The sequence below is a fragment of the Algoriphagus persicinus genome, assembly GCF_035156415.1.
GTDB lineage: Bacteria > Bacteroidota > Bacteroidia > Cytophagales > Cyclobacteriaceae > Algoriphagus > Algoriphagus persicinus.
The window spans coordinates 15,186-33,447 of sequence record NZ_JAYEEY010000009.1 but is presented as its reverse complement, the minus strand read 5'-3'; the positions used below and the strand labels follow the sequence as shown (position 1 = coordinate 33,447).

At 40.6% G+C, this 18,262-nt stretch carries 15 protein-coding genes, 1 tRNA gene and 1 pseudogene; 6 read left to right on the top strand and 11 right to left on the bottom strand.

The features are described 5' to 3' along the window. Positions 1-32 precede the first annotated feature (32 nt). Positions 33-311: a hypothetical protein gene (locus U3A58_RS08610; RefSeq protein WP_323823007.1), complete on the bottom strand. Its 279-nt coding sequence runs from the start codon at positions 309-311 to the stop codon at positions 33-35. 685 nt (positions 312-996) lie between these two features. On the opposite strand from U3A58_RS08610, the gene U3A58_RS08605 reads away from it, so the two are divergent. Beyond that, the gene (locus tag U3A58_RS08605) at positions 997-1,434 is read left to right on the top strand and encodes a response regulator (RefSeq protein WP_323823006.1); all 438 of its coding nucleotides are present in this window, start codon (positions 997-999) and stop codon (positions 1,432-1,434) included. A gap of 463 nt (positions 1,435-1,897) precedes the next feature. Here the strand turns inward: U3A58_RS08605 and U3A58_RS08600 are convergent, their stop codons facing one another. The 5 genes and pseudogenes from U3A58_RS08600 to U3A58_RS08580 form a co-directional block, all read right to left on the bottom strand. Then, positions 1,898-2,134 (bottom strand): M48 metallopeptidase family protein, encoded by a 237-nt coding sequence (locus tag U3A58_RS08600; RefSeq protein ID WP_416377295.1) that lies wholly within the window; start codon positions 2,132-2,134, stop codon positions 1,898-1,900. A 108-nt stretch (positions 2,135-2,242) separates the two neighbouring features. Beyond that, positions 2,243-2,374, bottom strand: coding sequence for a transposase domain-containing protein (locus tag U3A58_RS08595; protein WP_323823126.1), 132 nt, complete (start codon positions 2,372-2,374; stop codon positions 2,243-2,245). Positions 2,375-2,458: 84 nt separating this feature from the next. Next, a pseudogene (locus U3A58_RS08590) lies at positions 2,459-2,719 on the bottom strand (IS66 family transposase); the annotation flags it as partial. Between the two features lie 43 nt (positions 2,720-2,762). Further along, positions 2,763-2,888 (bottom strand): IS66 family transposase, encoded by a 126-nt coding sequence (locus U3A58_RS08585; RefSeq protein WP_323823004.1) that lies wholly within the window; start codon positions 2,886-2,888, stop codon positions 2,763-2,765. Between the two features lie 264 nt (positions 2,889-3,152). Continuing rightward, positions 3,153-3,229, bottom strand: a tRNA-Pro gene (locus tag U3A58_RS08580). Between the two features lie 549 nt (positions 3,230-3,778). Between U3A58_RS08580 and U3A58_RS08575 the strand changes: the two genes are divergently transcribed. The 5 genes from U3A58_RS08575 (at position 3,779) to U3A58_RS08555 (ending at position 11,134) form a co-directional block, all read left to right on the top strand. Beyond that, a complete protein-coding gene (locus U3A58_RS08575; RefSeq protein WP_323823003.1) occupies positions 3,779-5,521 on the top strand; it encodes a GMC family oxidoreductase in 1,743 nt (580 codons plus the stop codon). A 3-nt stretch (positions 5,522-5,524) separates the two neighbouring features. Then, a complete protein-coding gene (locus U3A58_RS08570) occupies positions 5,525-6,232 on the top strand; it encodes a gluconate 2-dehydrogenase subunit 3 family protein (RefSeq protein WP_323823002.1) in 708 nt (235 codons plus the stop codon). A 227-nt stretch (positions 6,233-6,459) separates the two neighbouring features. Further along, positions 6,460-8,019 carry a sulfatase family protein gene (locus tag U3A58_RS08565; RefSeq protein WP_416377292.1) on the top strand — a complete coding sequence of 520 codons (1,560 nt, stop codon included), beginning with the start codon at positions 6,460-6,462 and terminating at the stop codon, positions 8,017-8,019. 61 nt (positions 8,020-8,080) lie between these two features. Beyond that, positions 8,081-9,673 (top strand): sulfatase family protein, encoded by a 1,593-nt coding sequence (locus tag U3A58_RS08560; RefSeq protein ID WP_323823001.1) that lies wholly within the window; start codon positions 8,081-8,083, stop codon positions 9,671-9,673. A gap of 57 nt (positions 9,674-9,730) precedes the next feature. Further along, positions 9,731-11,134, top strand: a complete 1,404-nt coding sequence (locus U3A58_RS08555; protein WP_323823000.1) for a sulfatase family protein — start codon at positions 9,731-9,733, stop codon at positions 11,132-11,134. Positions 11,135-11,225: 91 nt separating this feature from the next. On the opposite strand, the gene U3A58_RS08550 is transcribed toward U3A58_RS08555, so the two are convergent. The 5 genes from U3A58_RS08550 to U3A58_RS08530 form a co-directional block, all read right to left on the bottom strand. After that, positions 11,226-11,786, bottom strand: coding sequence for a helix-turn-helix domain-containing protein (locus U3A58_RS08550; RefSeq protein ID WP_323822999.1), 561 nt, complete (start codon positions 11,784-11,786; stop codon positions 11,226-11,228). 280 nt (positions 11,787-12,066) lie between these two features. Then, complete coding sequence (locus tag U3A58_RS08545; protein ID WP_323822998.1) at positions 12,067-12,621, bottom strand: hypothetical protein; 555 nt, start codon at positions 12,619-12,621, stop codon at positions 12,067-12,069. 1 nt (position 12,622) lies between these two features. After that, on the bottom strand, positions 12,623-15,547 hold the full coding sequence (locus tag U3A58_RS08540) for a chemotaxis protein CheB (protein WP_323822997.1): 2,925 nt from the start codon (positions 15,545-15,547) through the stop codon (positions 12,623-12,625). A gap of 1,148 nt (positions 15,548-16,695) precedes the next feature. Further along, complete coding sequence (locus U3A58_RS08535; protein ID WP_323822996.1) at positions 16,696-16,875, bottom strand: hypothetical protein; 180 nt, start codon at positions 16,873-16,875, stop codon at positions 16,696-16,698. A gap of 621 nt (positions 16,876-17,496) precedes the next feature. Further along, on the bottom strand, positions 17,497-18,075 hold the full coding sequence (locus tag U3A58_RS08530; protein ID WP_323822995.1) for a YceI family protein: 579 nt from the start codon (positions 18,073-18,075) through the stop codon (positions 17,497-17,499). Between the last annotated feature and the right edge of the window lie 187 nt (positions 18,076-18,262).

Genomic DNA, 18,262 nt, shown 5'->3' with positions numbered 1-18,262 from the left:
GGCGAGGAATACACGGAGGAGTTGCAAATTGGTCAAGGACAATCAGGCAGATCATCCAACAAATTATGCAGGTATCCTTGGCCCGTTGCAGTCAGGGATTTTTCAATATCACCAGTGATGCGCACTTCTATTTCTATAAAATGCTCCACTATATAAAATTCATACAATCTGGAACGAATTCCTGCAATGGCATCGTGGACTGAAATAGTCCATTTCTCGCCGTTTCCATTCACTCCCCCTATATGGATAATATCCCGGTTAAAAGTCCCTTTCTTCTTTTTTTCCGAACAGAGAATCCGTAATCGTTTCATGGTATTTAACTGATGTCTGTAAAAATGTGAATTTACAAATTGTTTTAATTTCAGAGGTTAGATTTATTATAAGCTGAAATACCCATTCGTCCTAGCCAAAATTATTCCACATCCTATTTTGAGAGCTGCTTGGGCTTGCCTCCCAATTCCCACCTCAGTTTTTCAGGTCTTTCAGCTTTATGTTGCCCCCATAGCCTCCAAAAAACCGCAAATCCTCTCGCTTTTCTGATTTTAGATAAAAACACTGGAATACAAATGTTTTGATCGCTACAATCTAATGCTAACAGAGCCAATCACCTTCTCTTTCAGAGCCTGTCTCGAGATTATAATCCCGAGCGCTTGCAATTCGGGAGCAAAGCGATTGGAGAAAGGTGAGGCAGAAGAGCCAATTGAATCCGAAAGTTTTACGGGATTGGAAAGGATAGAGAGTAGAGCGAGGCTAATTCAAAAAGGTAGTCTGTTTTAACTTTGGATCCTGATGTGGTCTGATCAAATGACCCCAGTCCCAACGGAAATGTTTTTTCACCAAGTGGGAGAATTTGATTTTCATGCGGGGTTTTATATATTAGCCGTTTCGTGAATGATCACTCTCCAACTTATACACACATACACTTTGTGCCTCATTCCATTTGAGTCCGTTGCTTAAAAAAAATGGACAATTAACCCATACACATAACTATAAAAAATGAACAAGAGGGGCCCAATAATCATAATTGAAGACGACATGGACGATCAGCTGATTTTGGTTGAGGTTTTTAAGCAACTGAATTACAGCAACAAACTTATTTTTTTTGAAGATGGTGAAGATGCCTTGGAATATTTAATTGAGACAGATGTTGAACCATTTCTGGTTCTTTCCGATATAAATATGCCTAAACTGAATGGACTAGAACTACGTGAAAAAGTTCATAACAATGAGGACTTGAGGTTAAAGTCCATTCCTTACCTTTTTTTTTCCACAAGTGCTGAACAAAAGCATGTTATTGATGCTTATTCAAGGTCTATCCAAGGATTTTTTGTCAAACCAAACGGTTTTGAAAATCTTAAAAGGATGATGATGAAAATCGTCGAGTATTGGAAAGAGTGCGAATCTCCCAATTATATCAAAAATGCCCAACAATAAATTAATGATTTTGGACTAGATGACTTAAAATAAAAACAAGCCTACATGATTTGCAAAAGGATCTCAGCTACTACTAATAACTTTTGTCGCCGTTAGTGTTGTCACGAACGGTATAGATAGACTTACTAGCCACAATCTCCTGATTGCCTCCAATTGTTAGCGCTTCTTTAGCAAATAGGCTCATTTTTTAGTCCGCGTTGCCCCGTAGAATTGCCGTAGTCAGCCAATATTTATCATTTTTCCTGCCAAGAATCCTTAAACTAAAACAAGAAACCAATTTCAAATTGCGAAGGATAGTAGGGTAGGGCATGGCATCAAGAAATATATCACTTATCATTTTACCTTGGCCCCAGTCCCGACAACTGTAGGGGGACAGGGCAGGCAAAATTATACCCAGCGCCACGAAAATGGTTACTAAACTGAGTGGGAGGAAAAGGATTTTGGTTGTATAAAATCGCACTAATCAAACAAGTGAATGCTCCAGCCTTTCCTTCCATCCTGGCATGATGGTTTCCTGTAGAGCATAAAAATCATGTGTATGATTATGGTGAATCAAATGATACAACTCATGTATTATGACATATTCAATACTTTCTTTATGTGCTTTGATTACTTCAGGATTTAAAATCACTTTCCTTTTAGGCCTACAGCTTCCCCAGCGGGTGGACATATGTCTGATTTGAAGTTCAGGCTTATGGATATTGTGCCTTGTGAAAAGCGGTAAATTTTTTTAAGTGTATCTTCAAAATGCGCAATGTATCCATCCGAGGGACCCATAGTTCACAGGCTAGGAAATTCAGAGAATGGGTTAAAGCCTGTGTTGTTTCCAGTTTGAAGGAAGAAGTTGGTATAGGTCTTTTTGCTTATGGCTCTGGATTCTTTCAAACACATCCTTGAGCCATTCAAATTCATTGATTTTGTTCTTTTTGCAGCTGGACATAAAAGAGTACATTCCGGTAGCCATCTCAGCGGCCTGATGTGATCCTGCGAACAAAAATGTCTTTCTACCCACCGCCAGGGGATGTACCGCATTTTCTATCAAATTGCTGTCTATCTCCATCTGGCCAAGGAGCTCGTACGCACTCAGTCCCGCCCATCTGGGCAGTGTATAGTCAATGGCTGTTCCCATCGGGCTTTGAGGCCTGTACCGGTACTGGTTCTCCTAGAGCCATTTCTCCAGCCTGTCCAGAAGAGGACGTGCATGTTTCTTTCTTTCCACTGTCCGTTTCTCCCAGCCCAGTTCCAGTTCCCTCATCCGCTGCTCCAGGGCATACAGCAACTGCATTTCATCCAGGACATAGTTGGCCTGTTTTTCGTCATCTTTGGCCTCATCGACAAAAGCGTCTTGCATGGGCCATACAGTAAGTCAGCAGGATATCCGTATGGTTCCCGTAAAGTGATTCATATACTTTATAGCCGTCGGTCCGGAGAATGCCCCTAAATCCGGCAAGCATTTCCTTGGGACCGGAACTGTCCAGGCCCTTTTGGTAGTTGACTCGTCCTTGATAAGGTTATTTTTTACAAAAAACCTGATTCCAAATGTGTTAGTTGGTTTCATGACAAATGAACTGTATTAAAGGTTTTTACATCACTTTAAAATAGGTCACCGAATAACGCACATAATATTTGATATTTATTGATATGAACTAAACTCTAAAAAACAGAAAAGCCTGTAAATCAGTAGATTTACAGGCTTTTGATTTCCCTTGGAAGGGCTTTGGTCGGGGTGGCAGGATTCGAACCTACGACCTCCTCGTCCCAAACGAGGCGCGATACCGGGCTACGCTACACCCCGAGGTGTTACTATTTTTTTCAATTTTGACTCCTGACTTGCTCATGAATCGGTTGCAAATGTAGCAAAATTTATTTCCGTCAAACACTTTTTTCTAAATGATATTGAAAAAAAAACAGGAATATTTTAGCTGAGTTTTTAAGCCTGCTGAAAATGAGTTGGATAGCTTTTTTTTACCCATGATGAATTCAAATCAATTGTCCGCTTCTTTCAGTTGTAAATGGGATCTAATGGAAGTATCATCCTGTTTTGCTTATAACGTTTAAATTCCATTTATATAAAACTAAAAAAAATATTCTCAATTCAGGATCAATATGATTCCAAAGCTTCTTGACGCTTTGGGCGTCATTTTCAGCCAATAAACGTGTTAATTTAAAATAACCGCGGTTTAATATAACGTTGGGAGTTTTTTGGTCTGAGGATGAATAGGTAACCTAGGAAGTTTGAGAGGAAATAATTTTGTTATTTTATGGTTAGAAGGAGACTACCAAAGGAATATTAGAAATCAACTTCTTTTTTAAACCTCAACACTTTAAAAAGTAATACTATCTAATGAGTTTTCAAATCAAAAATTCTGGTGAAGCCTATGATGTCATCATTGTGGGCTCAGGTGCCGGGGGCGGGATGGCCTCCAAAATTCTTTCAGAAGCGGGTCTATCAGTTGCTGTTGTAGAAGCAGGTGGGGATTTTGATCCAGCTAAGGAGGAAGATCGTACTCAGCTTAGACCGCCTTGGGAATCCCCAAGAAGAGGGGCAGGTACACGAATTCGTCCATTTGGTGACTTTGATGCGGCCATAGGAGGCTGGGATATCGAAGGAGAACCGTACACCAGAAAAAATGGAACCGAGTTCGATTGGTTCCGATCTAGAATGGTCGGAGGCAGAACAAATCACTGGGGACGTATTTCCCTTCGATTTGGACCTAATGATTTCAAACGCGCCAGCATTGATGGATTGGGTCATAACTGGCCAATCGGATACGAGGATTTGAAGCCATATTATGATAAGGTGGATAAGTTGATTGGTTTATTTGGTACCAAAGAAGGGATATATAATGAACCCGATGGATTTTTCCTTCCTCCTCCAAAGCCCCGCTTGCATGAGCTTTATATGAAAAAGGGTGCAGACAAGGTGGGCATTCCAATGATTCCTTCTCGTCTATCCATGCTTACCCGTCCTATCAGCAAAGAAAGAGGAGTATGTTTTTTCTGTAGTCAGTGTAATAGAGCCTGTCAGGTTTATGCAGATTTCTCTGCCGGAACTTGCCTTGTTCATCCTGCAATGAAAAAGGGTAAAGTTGATCTTTACACACACTCGATGGTAAGAAAAGTAACCACTGACGAAAGTGGAAAAGCTACCGGAGTTTCTTTTGTGAGCAAAGTGGACATGAAAGAATACAAGCTGCAGTCCAGAGTGGTTGTGCTAGGTGCATCAGCTTGTGAGTCTGCAAGAATCATGATGAATTCCAAGTCAAAATCACATCCTGATGGCATCGGGAACAGCTCTGGAATGGTAGGCAGATACTTGCATGATTCTACGGGAACAGACCGCATGGCAATTGTGCCAAGTATGATGGACCGTGAACGATACAATGAAGATGGGGTGGGCGGATTGCATATGTACACTCCTTGGTGGGGAGATAATAAGAAACTGGATTTTGCCAGGGGCTATCACATTGAATACTGGGGAGGTATGGGTCAACCTGCCTATGGTACCGGTGGGAGTATGGATTCCATGAGAAAATACATCAAGGACGAATTTGGTGAGCCAAGTCCAAATGGTGGCTATGGTGTAGGTTTGAAAAAAGACATCAGAAGAATCTATGGTTCTACCATGGGAATGTCGGGCAGAGGGGAAAGTGTACCGATGTATGATAATTACTGTGAGATTGATCCAAATACTGTAGATAAATACGGTATTCCGGTTCTTAGATTTAACTACAACTGGACGGATCAGGAAGTTAAGCAGGCTAAACACATGCATGACACTTTTGAAGAAATCTTAACTGAATCTGGTGGTATTTTGCTTGGCTCTAAGCCAGGCCCAGAGACCAAATACGGTTTATTGGCTCCGGGAAGAATCATCCACGAAGTAGGAACAACCCGAATGGGAGATAATCCCGCTACTTCAGTATTGAACTCAAACTGCCAGTCGCATGACTGCGACAACCTATTCGTAGTAGATGCGGGGCCTTTTGTGTCTCAAGCGGATAAAAACCCAACTTGGACCATTTTGGCCTTGGCTTGGAGAACTTCCGATTACATTGTTTCCGAATTGAAAAAGAAAAATATCTAAACCATGAACAGAAGAGAAAATCTCAAACTACTCTTTACCGGATCTTTTGGTACAGGTTTATTATTGACTGGCTGTTCACCTGAGCAGCAGGCTTTGCCTGAAAACGCTTTACTAGCTGGAGGTACTATAGGCGGAAGAACAGCCGAAGAGAAACAACGCGATCAAGAGTTGCTTTCGGAGACGTTTTTCACAGAAGATGAGCGTAAAAAACTTAGCACTTTGGTGGATATCATTATGCCAAAAGATGACGAATCCCCTGCTGCTACAGAATTAAAGGTGGTGGATTTTATGGAGTTTATGATGAAAGATCAACCGGGAAATCAGACTGGGATGAGAGGTGGATTGATGTGGCTGGATTTCGAAGCTGATGAGAAATTTGGCAAATCATTCAACGACCTGAGTGAGTCTGAAGTAATCACAATTGTGGAGGAAGTTGCGTGGCCGGACAAAGCAAAACCAGAGTATGAAGGTGCTGTTCGCTGGTTCAATATGCTCCGTAATCTTACTTGCTCAGGATATTTCTCTACTGAAGCAGGATGGAAATACATAGGTTACGTAGGAAATACTCCTAATGCCTGGGACGGGGTTCCACAGCAAGTGATGGATAAGCATGGGGTTAAGCTAGAAGAAAAATACATTCCTCAATACCTCAAGATGGAGGATCGCGGTACTGTCATCCAATGGGATGATGATGCTAACATAATTGGCTGATTAAATTAGCTTCATATTCAAGTGTAAAAAACCAATGGGTGAAAGCTCATTGGTTTTTTTAATTAACTTAATGAATTGGGGTAGTTGAATGAATCCGCTCGCGTCACGAATCTTTTCCTCTTTTGGTTTAATGGCTGTTGAGATAGCAAGGAATTCGTCAAAACCATTCAAACCGAATTTGATGCAGTAAGTTGTTTATTTGTATTTTAAAAGTTATTAATAAAGGTATGTTACTGAATGTTAAGTATACAATTTTTCTTGGATTGACAGGTATGTCCCTGCTTTGGGGCTGCAGTTCTCCTCAAGAGAAATCAGCTGAAAAGGAAACCAACAAGCCTAATATCGTCATTATCTACATGGATGATTTGGGTTATGGTGATTTGAGCTCTTATGGAGCTACTGAGCTTTCTACTCCAAATATTGATAAGTTGGCGGATGGTGGCATTCGCTTTACCAATGGCTACGCAACTTCAGCCACTTGTACACCAAGCCGTTATGCTTTACTCACAGGTGTGTATCCATGGAGAAATGAGGATGCGAAAATCCTGCCAGGTACGGCCCCCTTGCTGATCAGTACATCGCAGATGACTCTTCCCAAAATGCTAAAAGGTCAAGGCTATGCTACAGGAGTTGTGGGGAAATGGCATTTGGGTTTGGGAAATGGGAATGTAGATTGGAATCAGCATATCAGTCCAAGTCCAAATGAAGTCGGTTTCGATTACAGCTATATAATGGCAGCAACACAAGATCGTGTGCCTACCGTGTATATCGAAAATGGTGATGTTGTGAAGCTAGATCCTAATGATCCTATTGAGGTGAATTATGACAAGAATTTTGATGGTGAACCAACAGGAAAGGACAATCCAGAGCTGACTACGATGAAATGGCATCACGGCCATAACAATAGCATCGTGAATGGCATTCCTAGAATCGGATTTATGAAAGGTGGAGAAGCTGCAAAGTGGTCAGATGTTGACATGGCGGATCACTTTCTTGAAAAAGCACAAAGCTATGTGAAGTCACATAAGGATGGCCCGTTTTTCCTATACTATGCATTCCAGCAGCCGCATGTGCCTAGAACGCCAAACCCACGGTTTGTTGGCAAATCAGGCATGGGCCCAAGAGGAGATGTGATTTTGGAGGCCGATTGGATGGTAGGTGAGTTTATGAAAACTCTGGAGGAAGAAGGATTGCTTGAAAATACACTGATAATTTTCACCAGTGATAATGGGCCGGTACTGAATGATGGCTACTACGATGATGCAGTGGAAAAGCTTGGTGATCACACGCCAGCTGGTTCCTTGAGGGGAGGGAAGTACAGTCTTTTTGAAGCCGGAACCCGAGTACCTTTTATTGTTTATTGGAAAGGGAAAATACAACCGCAGGTATCTGATGCCTTGGTTTGCCAAGTTGATTTTCTAAGTTCCTTGGCTTCTCTTACAGGAAGTACGGATATCGCTGAAGATAGCCAAAACCTATTGCCTGCTTTCTTCGGTGAGGACAAAGTTGGTAGAACTGAATTGATGCTCGAAGCTACAGGGAGAACAGCCCTGAGAAAGGATGAGTGGATTATGATTCCTCCATATAATGGTGCTGCTAAAATTGCATCAGTTAACATCGAAATTGGAAATGATAAAAACTATCAGCAATACAACCTTACCAATGACATAGGTCAAGTGAACAATGTCGCTGAATCAAATCCTGAAAAACTCGAAGGAATGATCGCTGCTTACACTGCTATTCGTGGGGATATGAATAGTAACATTGAGGATGTAGTGTTGAAGTAATCAATTCAAAAGTTTCAAGCTTTTGAAAGCTCCACAGTTTAATAGTAAAACCATTTTGACCATGAGAATGAATCGAATGCTAGTAATAGCCTCTTTATTGATTTTAACTTTTTTTTATTCTTGTGGTTCTTCGGAGAAGCCAAAACCGAAGCGTCCCAATATTCTCTTTGCAATAATGGATGATGCTTCCTTTCCTCATATGGGAGCCTATGGCACCAAGTGGGTCAGTACGCCTGCATTCGATTACGTAGCAAAGGAGGGTCTTTTGTTTATGAATGCCTACACTCCAAATGCGAAGTGCGCGCCATCTCGTGCCGCTATTCTGACTGGGCGTAACTCTTGGCAACTGGAAGAAGCGGCAAACCACTCGCCTGATTTTCCTGCTAAGTTTACCACGTTTATGGAGCAGTTGATCAGCAGTGGATATCATACTGGGTACACTGCGAAAGGCTGGGCACCAGGCCATCCCGGCGAAGTGAATGGAAAACGTCGGGAATTAACTGGTTCTGCATACAATAAATTTAAGTTGGATGCTCCCACAGCTGAGATCAATGGAAATGATTATGCTAAAAACTTTGAGGATTTTTTAAATGAAAAGAATGATGATGAACCCTTTGTCTTTTGGTATGGATCTACCGAGCCGCACCGTGCTTATGAATTTCAGTCTGGGTTGACCAAAGGAAATAAGAAGCTCTCTGATATTGACAAGGTTCCACCTTTTTGGCCGGATACAGATACAGTTCGTACAGACATGCTGGATTATGCGTATGAGATTGAGTACTTCGATCAGCATCTCCAGCGCATGATCGATGAGCTGGAAAGACGGGGAGAATTGGCCAACACAATTATTGTGGTCACCGCAGATAATGGTATGCCTTTCCCCAGAATCAAAGGTCAGGAATATGAATATTCCAACCATCTTCCACTGGCGATCATGTGGCAAGATGGAATAGCTAAATCAGGGAGAATAGTTGATGATTTTATCAGTTTTATAGATTTCGCGCCGACCTTTTTAGAAGCTGCACAAGTTCCGAAAGACTCTGTGAAAATGGCAACCATTACTGGAAGGAGTTTTATGGATATTTTCAAAAGTGAGCAATCAGGTCAAATAGATACTAAAAGAAATCATGTTGTAATAGGGAAGGAGCGCCATGATGTAGGAAGGCCAAACGATCAAGGCTATCCTATTCGTGGTATTGTCACTGCTGAGTATATTTACCTGCATAATTTTGAAATAGACAGATGGCCAGCTGGTAACCCTGAAACAGGATACTTAAATACTGATGGAAGCCCTACCAAGACTCAGATTTTGAATGATCGAAGGCAAAATGGGAGTTCCAAAAACTGGGATTTGGCATTTGGAAAAAGACCTGTAGAGGAGCTATTTAAGCGCGTCACTGATCCTTTTGCGATGCAGAACCTCGCAATTCATCCCGAATATCAGGTAGTCAATGAACAACTCAAGAAACGTTTGTTTCAACAATTGAAGCAACAAGAGGATCCTAGGATGTTTGGCAAAGGATACATTTTTGATGAGTATAAGTATTCTGGAGCAGTCAAGGATTTTTATAATCGCTTTATGCAAGGCGACTCTATTGAAACCGGCTGGGTGAATAAATCGGATTTTGAAAAGGATTTCCCCAAAAAAGACTAATACAGTCAAAGTCGTTTATTTTTGATAGATTCAGTTCTACTAACCCTATTTTATAGTATGAATAAGCCCATATTTTACCTACGTCTAATAGCTATTTTGCTCTTTTCAGCCACACAGGCATTTAGCCAAATTATGAAGGAAGATAAACCCAACTTCATTATCATATTCACAGATGACCAAGGCTATGGGGATTTGGGGGCTTTTGGGCATCCCACGATCAAGACTCCCAACATCGACCAAATGGCTGTGGAAGGACAGAAATGGACCAGTTTCTATGTGGCTGCAAATGTCTGTACTCCGAGTAGATCTGCGATTTTGACAGGAAGATTGCCTGTGAGGACGGGAATGTACAGTAATAAGAGACGGGTGTTATTTCCTGATTCTGGGGGTGGTTTACCTGCTTACGAAAATACAATTGCCACCCTTCTCAAAGGATCGGGTTACTCTACGGCCGCCATTGGAAAATGGCATTTGGGGCACCTTCCGCAATATTTACCCACGAGTCACGGCTTCGATACATACTTTGGAATTCCCTACAGCAATGACATGGATCGTGTGAATGACATCACGGCAAAGGAGGCTTTTGCTGATTCAAAAATCGAGTATTTCAATGTGCCGCTGATGAGAAATACAGAGATCATTGAGCGACCTGCAGATCAAAATACGATCACCAAAAGATATGCTGAGGAGGCTGTAAAATTCATTACTGCCAATAAAAACCAGCCTTTCTTTCTGTATTTGGCACATTCTCTTCCTCATGTTCCGCTTTTTGCGTCAGCGGATTTCAACGGCAACAGCGAACGAGGATTGTATGGGGATGTGATTGAGGAGATTGACTGGAGTGTGGGAGAGATTCTGAAGGCATTAAAAGCTAATGGTATTGACGAAAACACCTATGTGATTTTCACTTCTGATAATGGCCCCTGGTTGACGTACAATGAGCAGGGGGGAAGTTCCGGATCACTATACGGTGGAAAAGGTACTAGCTATGAAGGAGGAGTACGGGTTCCTACAGTAATCTGGGGGCCTGGAAATGTAGCTCCTGGAGTGATCTCAAAAATGGGATGTACGCTGGATTTATTACCGACTATTACTTCACTTGCTGGCGCTAAAATGCCCGAAGACCGCGTTTATGATGGATTCGATTTAAGCCCTGTATTTAGAGGTGAAAATAGTACTCCTAGAGAGGAACTATTTTACTACCACGGAGATCGACTTTTTGCGACCCGCAAAGGTGATTTCAAACTCTATTTCTACAGTAATAACCCAGCTGGGTATCCAGAAAAGCTCGCCAAACTGGAAAAGCTCACACTCTATAATCTTGGTCATGACCCTTCAGAGCGTTTTGATCTGGCAGACCAGCATCCGGAGATAGTTGCAGAGATTATAGAGTTAGCCAGACTACATTCAGCAGCGATGGTCTTTGGAGAAACGCAATTGGAAAAGAGAATTGGGGACTAACTTCAGCGTGTTTTAAACCCCACTTGATAATTGCTTTGATTTTTAGCTGGTAATTACTTCATCCTGCTTTCTACCTTACTTCATATCAAGGTTACAATTCTTCTAGGTAAGACTTCCTGCCTAGCTTCAACTTTTTGTAATGAGAGGGAGACATACCGGTCACTTTTTTAAATTGATTGGAAAGATGAGCTATACTGCTATAATCTAGTCTATGGGAGATCTCTGATAAATTAAGTTCGCCATAGAGCAGAAGTTCTTTCACCTTTTCGATTTTATTCAGAATGATGAATTGCTGAATGGTGATTCCTTTCTCTTCAGAAAATATGTTGGATAAATATTTATAGTCATAACTCAATTTCTCACTTAAAAAATCTGAATAATTTTCCTTTGGCAATTCGTTGGAATAATGGATCATTTCTATGATCACATTTTTTATTCTTTCTATAAGGATATCTTTTTTGTCTTCCAATAACTCTAGCCCTGATAGTTGGAGACGTGCTGTCAACTGATTACACTTATCCACGGAGACATCATCCAGAATATCTACCACACCAAGTTCTACCTTTACGTGGGTAAAGCCGAGGTTTTTCAATTCTTGCTTTACCAGGATTTTACATCGCTGACTTACCATATATTTAATATAGAGCCTCATAACAGATTCATATCAAGTAAATAGTTTAAAATAATACTCCTATCAGCTAGCGTGTTAAGTTCTTCAATAAAATCATTTATGAATTGAGACTTCACCACTAGTATGAAAGTACAAATTAAATACAGCTTCCGGAGAAGCAGGATAACATAGAACAGAAAGTAATTACTGGCCAAGGTTTGATGTAACACAAACCGAATTTCAACGAACCTACCTCCCTAAGTGAAATAATCACATGGGGATTTAAGAGGACTTTTAGACAAAAAGGCGCCCTCAATTGGAGTTATTCTGCAAACCTTGAAATATCCATCACTGACAATAAGCAGTTGTTGTCATCTTCGGTAACCACACCCTCTATATAAACAGAGCGCACCTTCTTTTGATCGTAGCCTAGTTTGACATGGCAGGATTCTTTAGAATTGCTGATGTACATCTGTTCAAAAAAACTATTAAATACCATCAAAGAATCCTGTGCAAGGAATAGTCTAAAGTTACTTCCAATCAAGGAGAACCGCGATTCTTGAAGCATTTCTGCTCCCGTGAAGTTGAGTTCATCGATCCCGCTTTCCTTATTCAGAATGAAAAAACCTACTGGTGCCAAGTCGTATAGCATAGTGAGTTTTTTCAAGGTCGCTTCTGTGGTTTCATAAGCAAGCTGAAGCTCTTCGTTTTGCATTTCCAGTTCTATCTGATGGACTTGAAGTTCATGCAGGAGCTTTTTGATATCTACTTCAGCTGTGGGGCCATTCTTACCTAGCTGTTTCTGAATCAGTTTTTCCTCAGCTTTTTTGCGCAGCATGTCTGGATCATTAAATTCAAATTCTTCTTGTGGCATCATATCATTCTTTAGTTAGCATTATTAGTATTGCTTTAGGAGTTTTCAAATTGCTAATCAGAATTTGAAAAGTACATGTCACAAAGGCTTTTTTATTCCCGGCAATCAGTACGGGCATTTCAAATGTCCCTGGCTTTCCTTGTTTAGCTAGTTTGATGATTCCTTTTTGAGTCTTAGACCTTTCTGGTTCAGGCACAAATATGTTGACAAAACTTTTACCTAGTACTTCCTCTCTTTTTATCCCAAAGAACAATTCTGCTTTGGGGTTAAATTCTTTTATTTCACCATTGTCGGTGAGGCTAATGAAAATATCAGAAGTGGAATCCAGCCACATACGATTTATTTGACCATTCTCCTCCAAATCTACTTCCAGCTGCTTCAAGTCAGAAATATTTATAAAGGTGATGACCAGTCCATCTATTCTGTCATCATTGGTACGATAGGGCATGATCCGAATCGTAAACCACCGTCCGTCCTTGGCGGGGATCTGTTTTTCAATAAACACCAGTGTTTTGAGTACTTCAATTGCATCATTTTCCAATTCGGGATAGATCAGGTCAGTGACCTGATCTGTAAAGGGTCTTCCGATATCGCTCTTGATAAGTTTGAAAATTTCGGTTGCCTGATTTGTAAAGCGTCTGATATTTAATTCTTTATCTAAGAATAGGGTGGCAATATCCGTGCTGTTCAGCAGATTTTTCATGTCATTGTTGACCCTGGAATAATCATCTACTTTTGTAAGCAATTCGGCGTTTACCGTTTGGAGTTCCTCGTTTAGGCTCTGCATCTCCTCTTTGGAGCTAGTCAGCTCTTCATTGGTAGATTGTAGTTCTTCATTGGTGGACTGCAGTTCCTCGTTTGTAGATTTCAATTCCTCCTGAGATGTCTGCATTTCCTCGATCGTGTTTTGCATTTCCGACTGTAATTGACGCAGCTCCTCTTCCAGTTCAGCTTGGCGACGGCTTTTACTTCCCGATTTTGTGGGATGGTCATCTGATTGAACGGCAGCTACTTCTTTAAAAATAACCATAACGTTTCCCTTTAACTGTTCTGGATGTTCAATGGGTAGAATACTGATGTCCAAAGTTTTAGCATCCCCGTTTGTTCCCACTTTGATATTTTGCAGGACAATGGTCTCTTTCTTTTTAACCACTTTCCGGAAGGCCACCGGGAACTTCTGGCGCAGTCCTTCCCTTAGCATAGCAAAAATATTAAGGTTGGCCTTTCCCACAGAAGGCTCTAGGTATTTCCCCGTACGACCACTTGTATAGATAATATCACCTTCTTCATTGACCAGTACACCCACTGGTGAAAAATAATTTAATAAGAGTTGATCAGCTAGTGCCTGAATATTTGGTAGTGATCGGACAGGAGTTTTTTCTACATTTTTGATGTGAGTGGTCTTCGAAAATGAAGTAGGAAATTCAAATGATTCTGGTGACTGCTCCAAGGTAGTTTTTCGGTAGATTTTTAATTTGTTATCCAGCGAAGTGAAAAGATTACTTTGAGACCCAAGGGACTCTGAGCTACCCAAGACCAGGAACCCTTCAGGATTGATGCTGTAGTAAAACAACCCAATTATTTTCTTTTGTAACTCACTATCCATATAGATCAGCAGATTACGACAAGAGATAAAATCAATTTTGGTGAAAGGTGGGTGCATGGTAAGGTTGTGTTGAGCAAATACCACCATTTCCCTGATTTCTGTGTTTATTCGATAGCCCTCTCCCGTTTTTATAAAGAAGCGTTTCAAACGGGCCGGCGATACATCAGAACTAATATTTGCAAGAAAAATACCTTTTCGTGCCTTTTCAATGGCGTCATTGTCTAGATCTGTCGCAAATATTTGTATGGATACATCTGAGCGATTCATTTTTGTAAGCACTTCCTTGAATAATATAGCCAAGGAATATGCTTCTTCTCCTGTGGAACACGCGGGTATCCATGCCCTTAATATGGGCTCAGATTTTATGTTGTTGATAATAGAAGGTATGACATGTGTCTTCAAATAGTCCCATACAATGACATCCCGGAAAAAACTGGTCACTCCAATCATCAGTTCCTTAAAGAGAATATCCCCTTCCTTAGGATTTTCCTGCAAAAAATGTACGTATGAGGTAATCTTGTTAATTTTGTGAACGGCCAAGCGTCTCTCAATACGCCGGTAGAGGGTATTTTTTTTATACTGTGAAAAATCATTTCCAGTGTAGGAACGCAGGAGTGTAATAATTCTTTCAAGTGAATTTTTATCCTCTATTTCGGGCTCAGCGCTGGATTTCTTTATCGGTTTATGCTTGAGAAGTTCAATCAGTTTAACAGGCAGTTCGTCAGCCGGGGCAACAATATCTACCGTGATGGCTTCAATAGCGCTACGTGGCATGCTGTCAAATTGTGCAGTTTCGGGGGTTTGCACCAGGATCCTCCCGTTATTTTCTTTTAAAGAGCTGATTCCAGCGGATCCGTCGGATCCCATGCCAGAAAGTATGATACCGACACCAAGCTCATCTCTGTCCTCCGCTAAGGATTTTAAGAAAAAATCAATAGGAAGACGCATTCCTCTTATTTCCTTTGGTTCAAATAGGTGGAGGTTTCCTGTCGAAATGGACATACTTTTATTAGGAGGGATCACATATACTTTATCGGGTTCCACTGGCATGCCCTCAATTGCTTGAAGTACCTCCATCTTGGTTTTTCTCTGAAGAAGCTCTGGAAGCATGCCTTTTTGAGTAGGATCCAAGTGCTGGATTACCACAAAGCCTAATCCACTATCTTCGGGCACATTGCTTAGGAATTGTTCCAAGGCTTCTAGGCCACCTGCAGATGCACCAATACCAACAATAGGGAATAGTCCATTACTAGAGTCATTGGTTTTTTCCTTTTCGGAAGTTTCTTTTTGGATTGCCTCCTGTGTAGGTTTGATGGTTTTCACTTTTATGGATTTTAGATCATTTGTGGCTTTTGGGATGCTCCAATGCGTTTTTTATGCGCGCCACTTTTCAGAACATTTAAGTTAGGACAATCAAGGTGATTACCATGATAAAATACCTGCTATAATTTACATTTTTAATCTTATTCTTTTAAAAGTATTAAGCTGCTCGGAACTAGGGATTCTCCTGACTGGATGCAATGGATGTACTTACTATCCACGAGGTTTTTTGGAGGATTTTAAAGAAAGAAGATTAGTTCTCTTTTGGACATTCATCCTTTGCTTTCCCAGTGCTCGCTACATTAGGCGCTCTGTATTCAAATGGGATTTAGTTCAATAGTTATTTCCATCCTGATAGTTGACTTGGTTGAATGGATTATCAAACAGGCATATTCCGCTTTTTTTAGAACGCGAATCACCTTAATCCTCGTCAGCTCATTTTTGATGACAACTTTAGGTTTAAGAAAATGTCACCCTATAGTAATTCGCCTACCACCAGTTCCATCTTAACTTTTGCATGACAATGGAAACTTGTGTTCAAGTTTGGAATTCTTGGCAATGGTCAAAAAAGTAGTCTCCAAACAGCCACTGATAGCGGCGTCAAATAAATGCTCAGGTGACCAAATTCCCCCATTTCCTTGATCGAATTCTGGATGTGTCGAAACCTCAAAAATAAGGCTGTTTTTTTCACATTTCTAAGGTGAACACAGGATGTCTTTATATCTATCATCCTTATTTAAACCTACATTATAACAGCGTGATTTTATGTTTTATCTTAGCTAAGTGGTCTCTTTTGTAATACTTTTACCATAAGGTTTACATCTATCTCACTTCTAAGAGGGTAGAACTACAGGAGACAGGCCGTCCCTTTGGGAGGAAGGCCTGTTCTCGCTAACAGATGTAATGCAAATCATTTTCCGTGAGGATGATACTCATGGGGCTTTCAAGAGACTTTTCAGAAAAAATGCTGTAAATAAGATTAACCGAAGGTGGTAACCCTACAAGTTGGGATTTCATATTTACTTCTGTTTAAAAAAAAACAACAGTAAATACTTTGGTTACGGTGAACTAATTAAAGTGAGCATTTTTCATTCTCTATCTCAGCACAGGCATACAGACTTGTTATCGTCGTCAATCTAATTCTTAAGTCATTATTTTATATTGTTCCTGTTTAAAAAGCCGACTACTTTTTCTGTTTTCATGGGATCATCTCCCTTGCGAAGCGTGCCAAAATATATTCTTGAGAAATATCGTCTTGCTATTGGCTCGGACTCAACTTTAGTATAGGCTGAATCTCTCTGGTCAAATTCCTTATTATTTGAATCTTTCATGCTTTCCTGCTAGTTTAAAATTGGGAATAATTAATTTTCGGAACTACTTACTGGCAAGGCTGGTCAGTTCTTTAGCGCTTGGATGCCTTGACTCTAAGAGCTGTAAAGTTTGGGATGAGAGCAAGTTGTCTTGTTTATCTTAGTATTACTTTAGTTTTTAGGCTGATTGTAGTGTCTAAATGATAATTTTCATCCTTACAAAACTGTTTTATTTAAGATTATTTATGTTACACAAAATCAAAATATTTTTACATAAATCCCATATTAGTGTGTTTGACATTCAATAGTTCGACACCCTTCGGGGTCGTGGGGGATTTCAACTGGTTCCTTTAAACCATGGGTTGCACCCATGGCTATTGAGAGGTTTGACCACTTCGTGGTCATAAAATTTTGGGCACACTGGAATACAAAAGAGCGGGAGATCTTGGGTGTTTGACCACTTCGTGGTCATGATTTTGGGTATCGACTCTGATAAGGCAATGGGGTCCTGGAACCAATCCTAGTTTGCTATTGTCTTGCACAGAGAGAAAATAGTAATACCTAGTTTATGTTTTTTAGCGAGAATTTTAAACAGAGAAGGCCGGGATTTCCCGGCCTTCCATTGTGGTGGTAGCTCAATAATTACTCACTTGCAACTAGTTTCACGTCAAGTTCCACATCGTCATAGATTAACTTATCGGCGAGGTTTTCGAAATAAGATCCTGAGCGGAATTTGATGTCGTAATGCGTACGATCAAAGGTCAGTTTACCGGTAGCGGTGATTTTGCCTCCATTTACACTTACTGATGCAGGGAAGGTGACAGGTTTTGTAATGCCTTTAATAGTGAGATCTCCAGTGAGCTCATAGTCTTTACCATTGCTAGTTTTTGCTTCGGTGATTTTGAAGTTTGATTTATTGTGCTTTTCTACCGAGAAAAAATCATCAGATTTCAGGTGATCGGTTAACCTTTTATTCATTCCTGGGTCGGTAAGGTCTTCCACTGTTAAGCTGGTCATATCCATCTCAAAGGTTCCGCCGAGAATTCTGTTGTTTTGATAATCCAGCGTAGCAGAGGTGATAGGCACTTTTCCATGGTGTTGACCGGTTACTTTTTTGGCAGTCCAAGTGATGGTGCTCTCAGCAGTGTCTACGGTGGCAACTTCCGGAGCAAAGGAGAAAGCTGTAAAAGCAAGTGTAACTAGTAAAGTAAAGATTTTCATACGTGTAAGGTTTGGTTAATAAAGTGTATAATGGAGGATTGATTCGACTAATGTTAAGACGAAACAAAACAGCGCTGAGTTCTTAGTTTGAAGCCATTATTAAAACTATTCTTCAAATGGTATTTTCGGGGCTTGAATGGTCACAAATCGGAATTCTCAGACTTTCCTTGCGGTAGGTAAGCAAGGA

Excerpts from the sequence above, each read along its gene's own strand:
- U3A58_RS08565 (WP_416377292.1), top strand. The coding sequence starts at position 6,460 with ATGTTACTGAATGTTAAGTATACAATTTTTCTTGGATTGACAGGTATG.
- U3A58_RS08530 (WP_323822995.1), bottom strand. The coding sequence starts at position 18,075 with ATGAAAATCTTTACTTTACTAGTTACACTTGCTTTTACAGCTTTCTCC.
- U3A58_RS08570 (WP_323823002.1), top strand. The coding sequence starts at position 5,525 with ATGAACAGAAGAGAAAATCTCAAACTACTCTTTACCGGATCTTTTGGT.
- U3A58_RS08595 (WP_323823126.1), bottom strand. The coding sequence starts at position 2,374 with ATGTCCAGCTGCAAAAAGAACAAAATCAATGAATTTGAATGGCTCAAG.
- U3A58_RS08535 (WP_323822996.1), bottom strand. The coding sequence starts at position 16,875 with ATGAAAGATTCAAATAATAAGGAATTTGACCAGAGAGATTCAGCCTAT.
- U3A58_RS08555 (WP_323823000.1), top strand. The coding sequence starts at position 9,731 with ATGAATAAGCCCATATTTTACCTACGTCTAATAGCTATTTTGCTCTTT.
- U3A58_RS08585 (WP_323823004.1), bottom strand. The coding sequence starts at position 2,888 with ATGCTTGCCGGATTTAGGGGCATTCTCCGGACCGACGGCTATAAAGTA.
- U3A58_RS08545 (WP_323822998.1), bottom strand. The coding sequence starts at position 12,621 with ATGATGCCACAAGAAGAATTTGAATTTAATGATCCAGACATGCTGCGC.
- U3A58_RS08605 (WP_323823006.1), top strand. The coding sequence starts at position 997 with ATGAACAAGAGGGGCCCAATAATCATAATTGAAGACGACATGGACGAT.
- U3A58_RS08550 (WP_323822999.1), bottom strand. The coding sequence starts at position 11,786 with ATGAGGCTCTATATTAAATATATGGTAAGTCAGCGATGTAAAATCCTG.
- U3A58_RS08560 (WP_323823001.1), top strand. The coding sequence starts at position 8,081 with ATGAGAATGAATCGAATGCTAGTAATAGCCTCTTTATTGATTTTAACT.
- U3A58_RS08610 (WP_323823007.1), bottom strand. The coding sequence starts at position 311 with ATGAAACGATTACGGATTCTCTGTTCGGAAAAAAAGAAGAAAGGGACT.
- U3A58_RS08575 (WP_323823003.1), top strand. The coding sequence starts at position 3,779 with ATGAGTTTTCAAATCAAAAATTCTGGTGAAGCCTATGATGTCATCATT.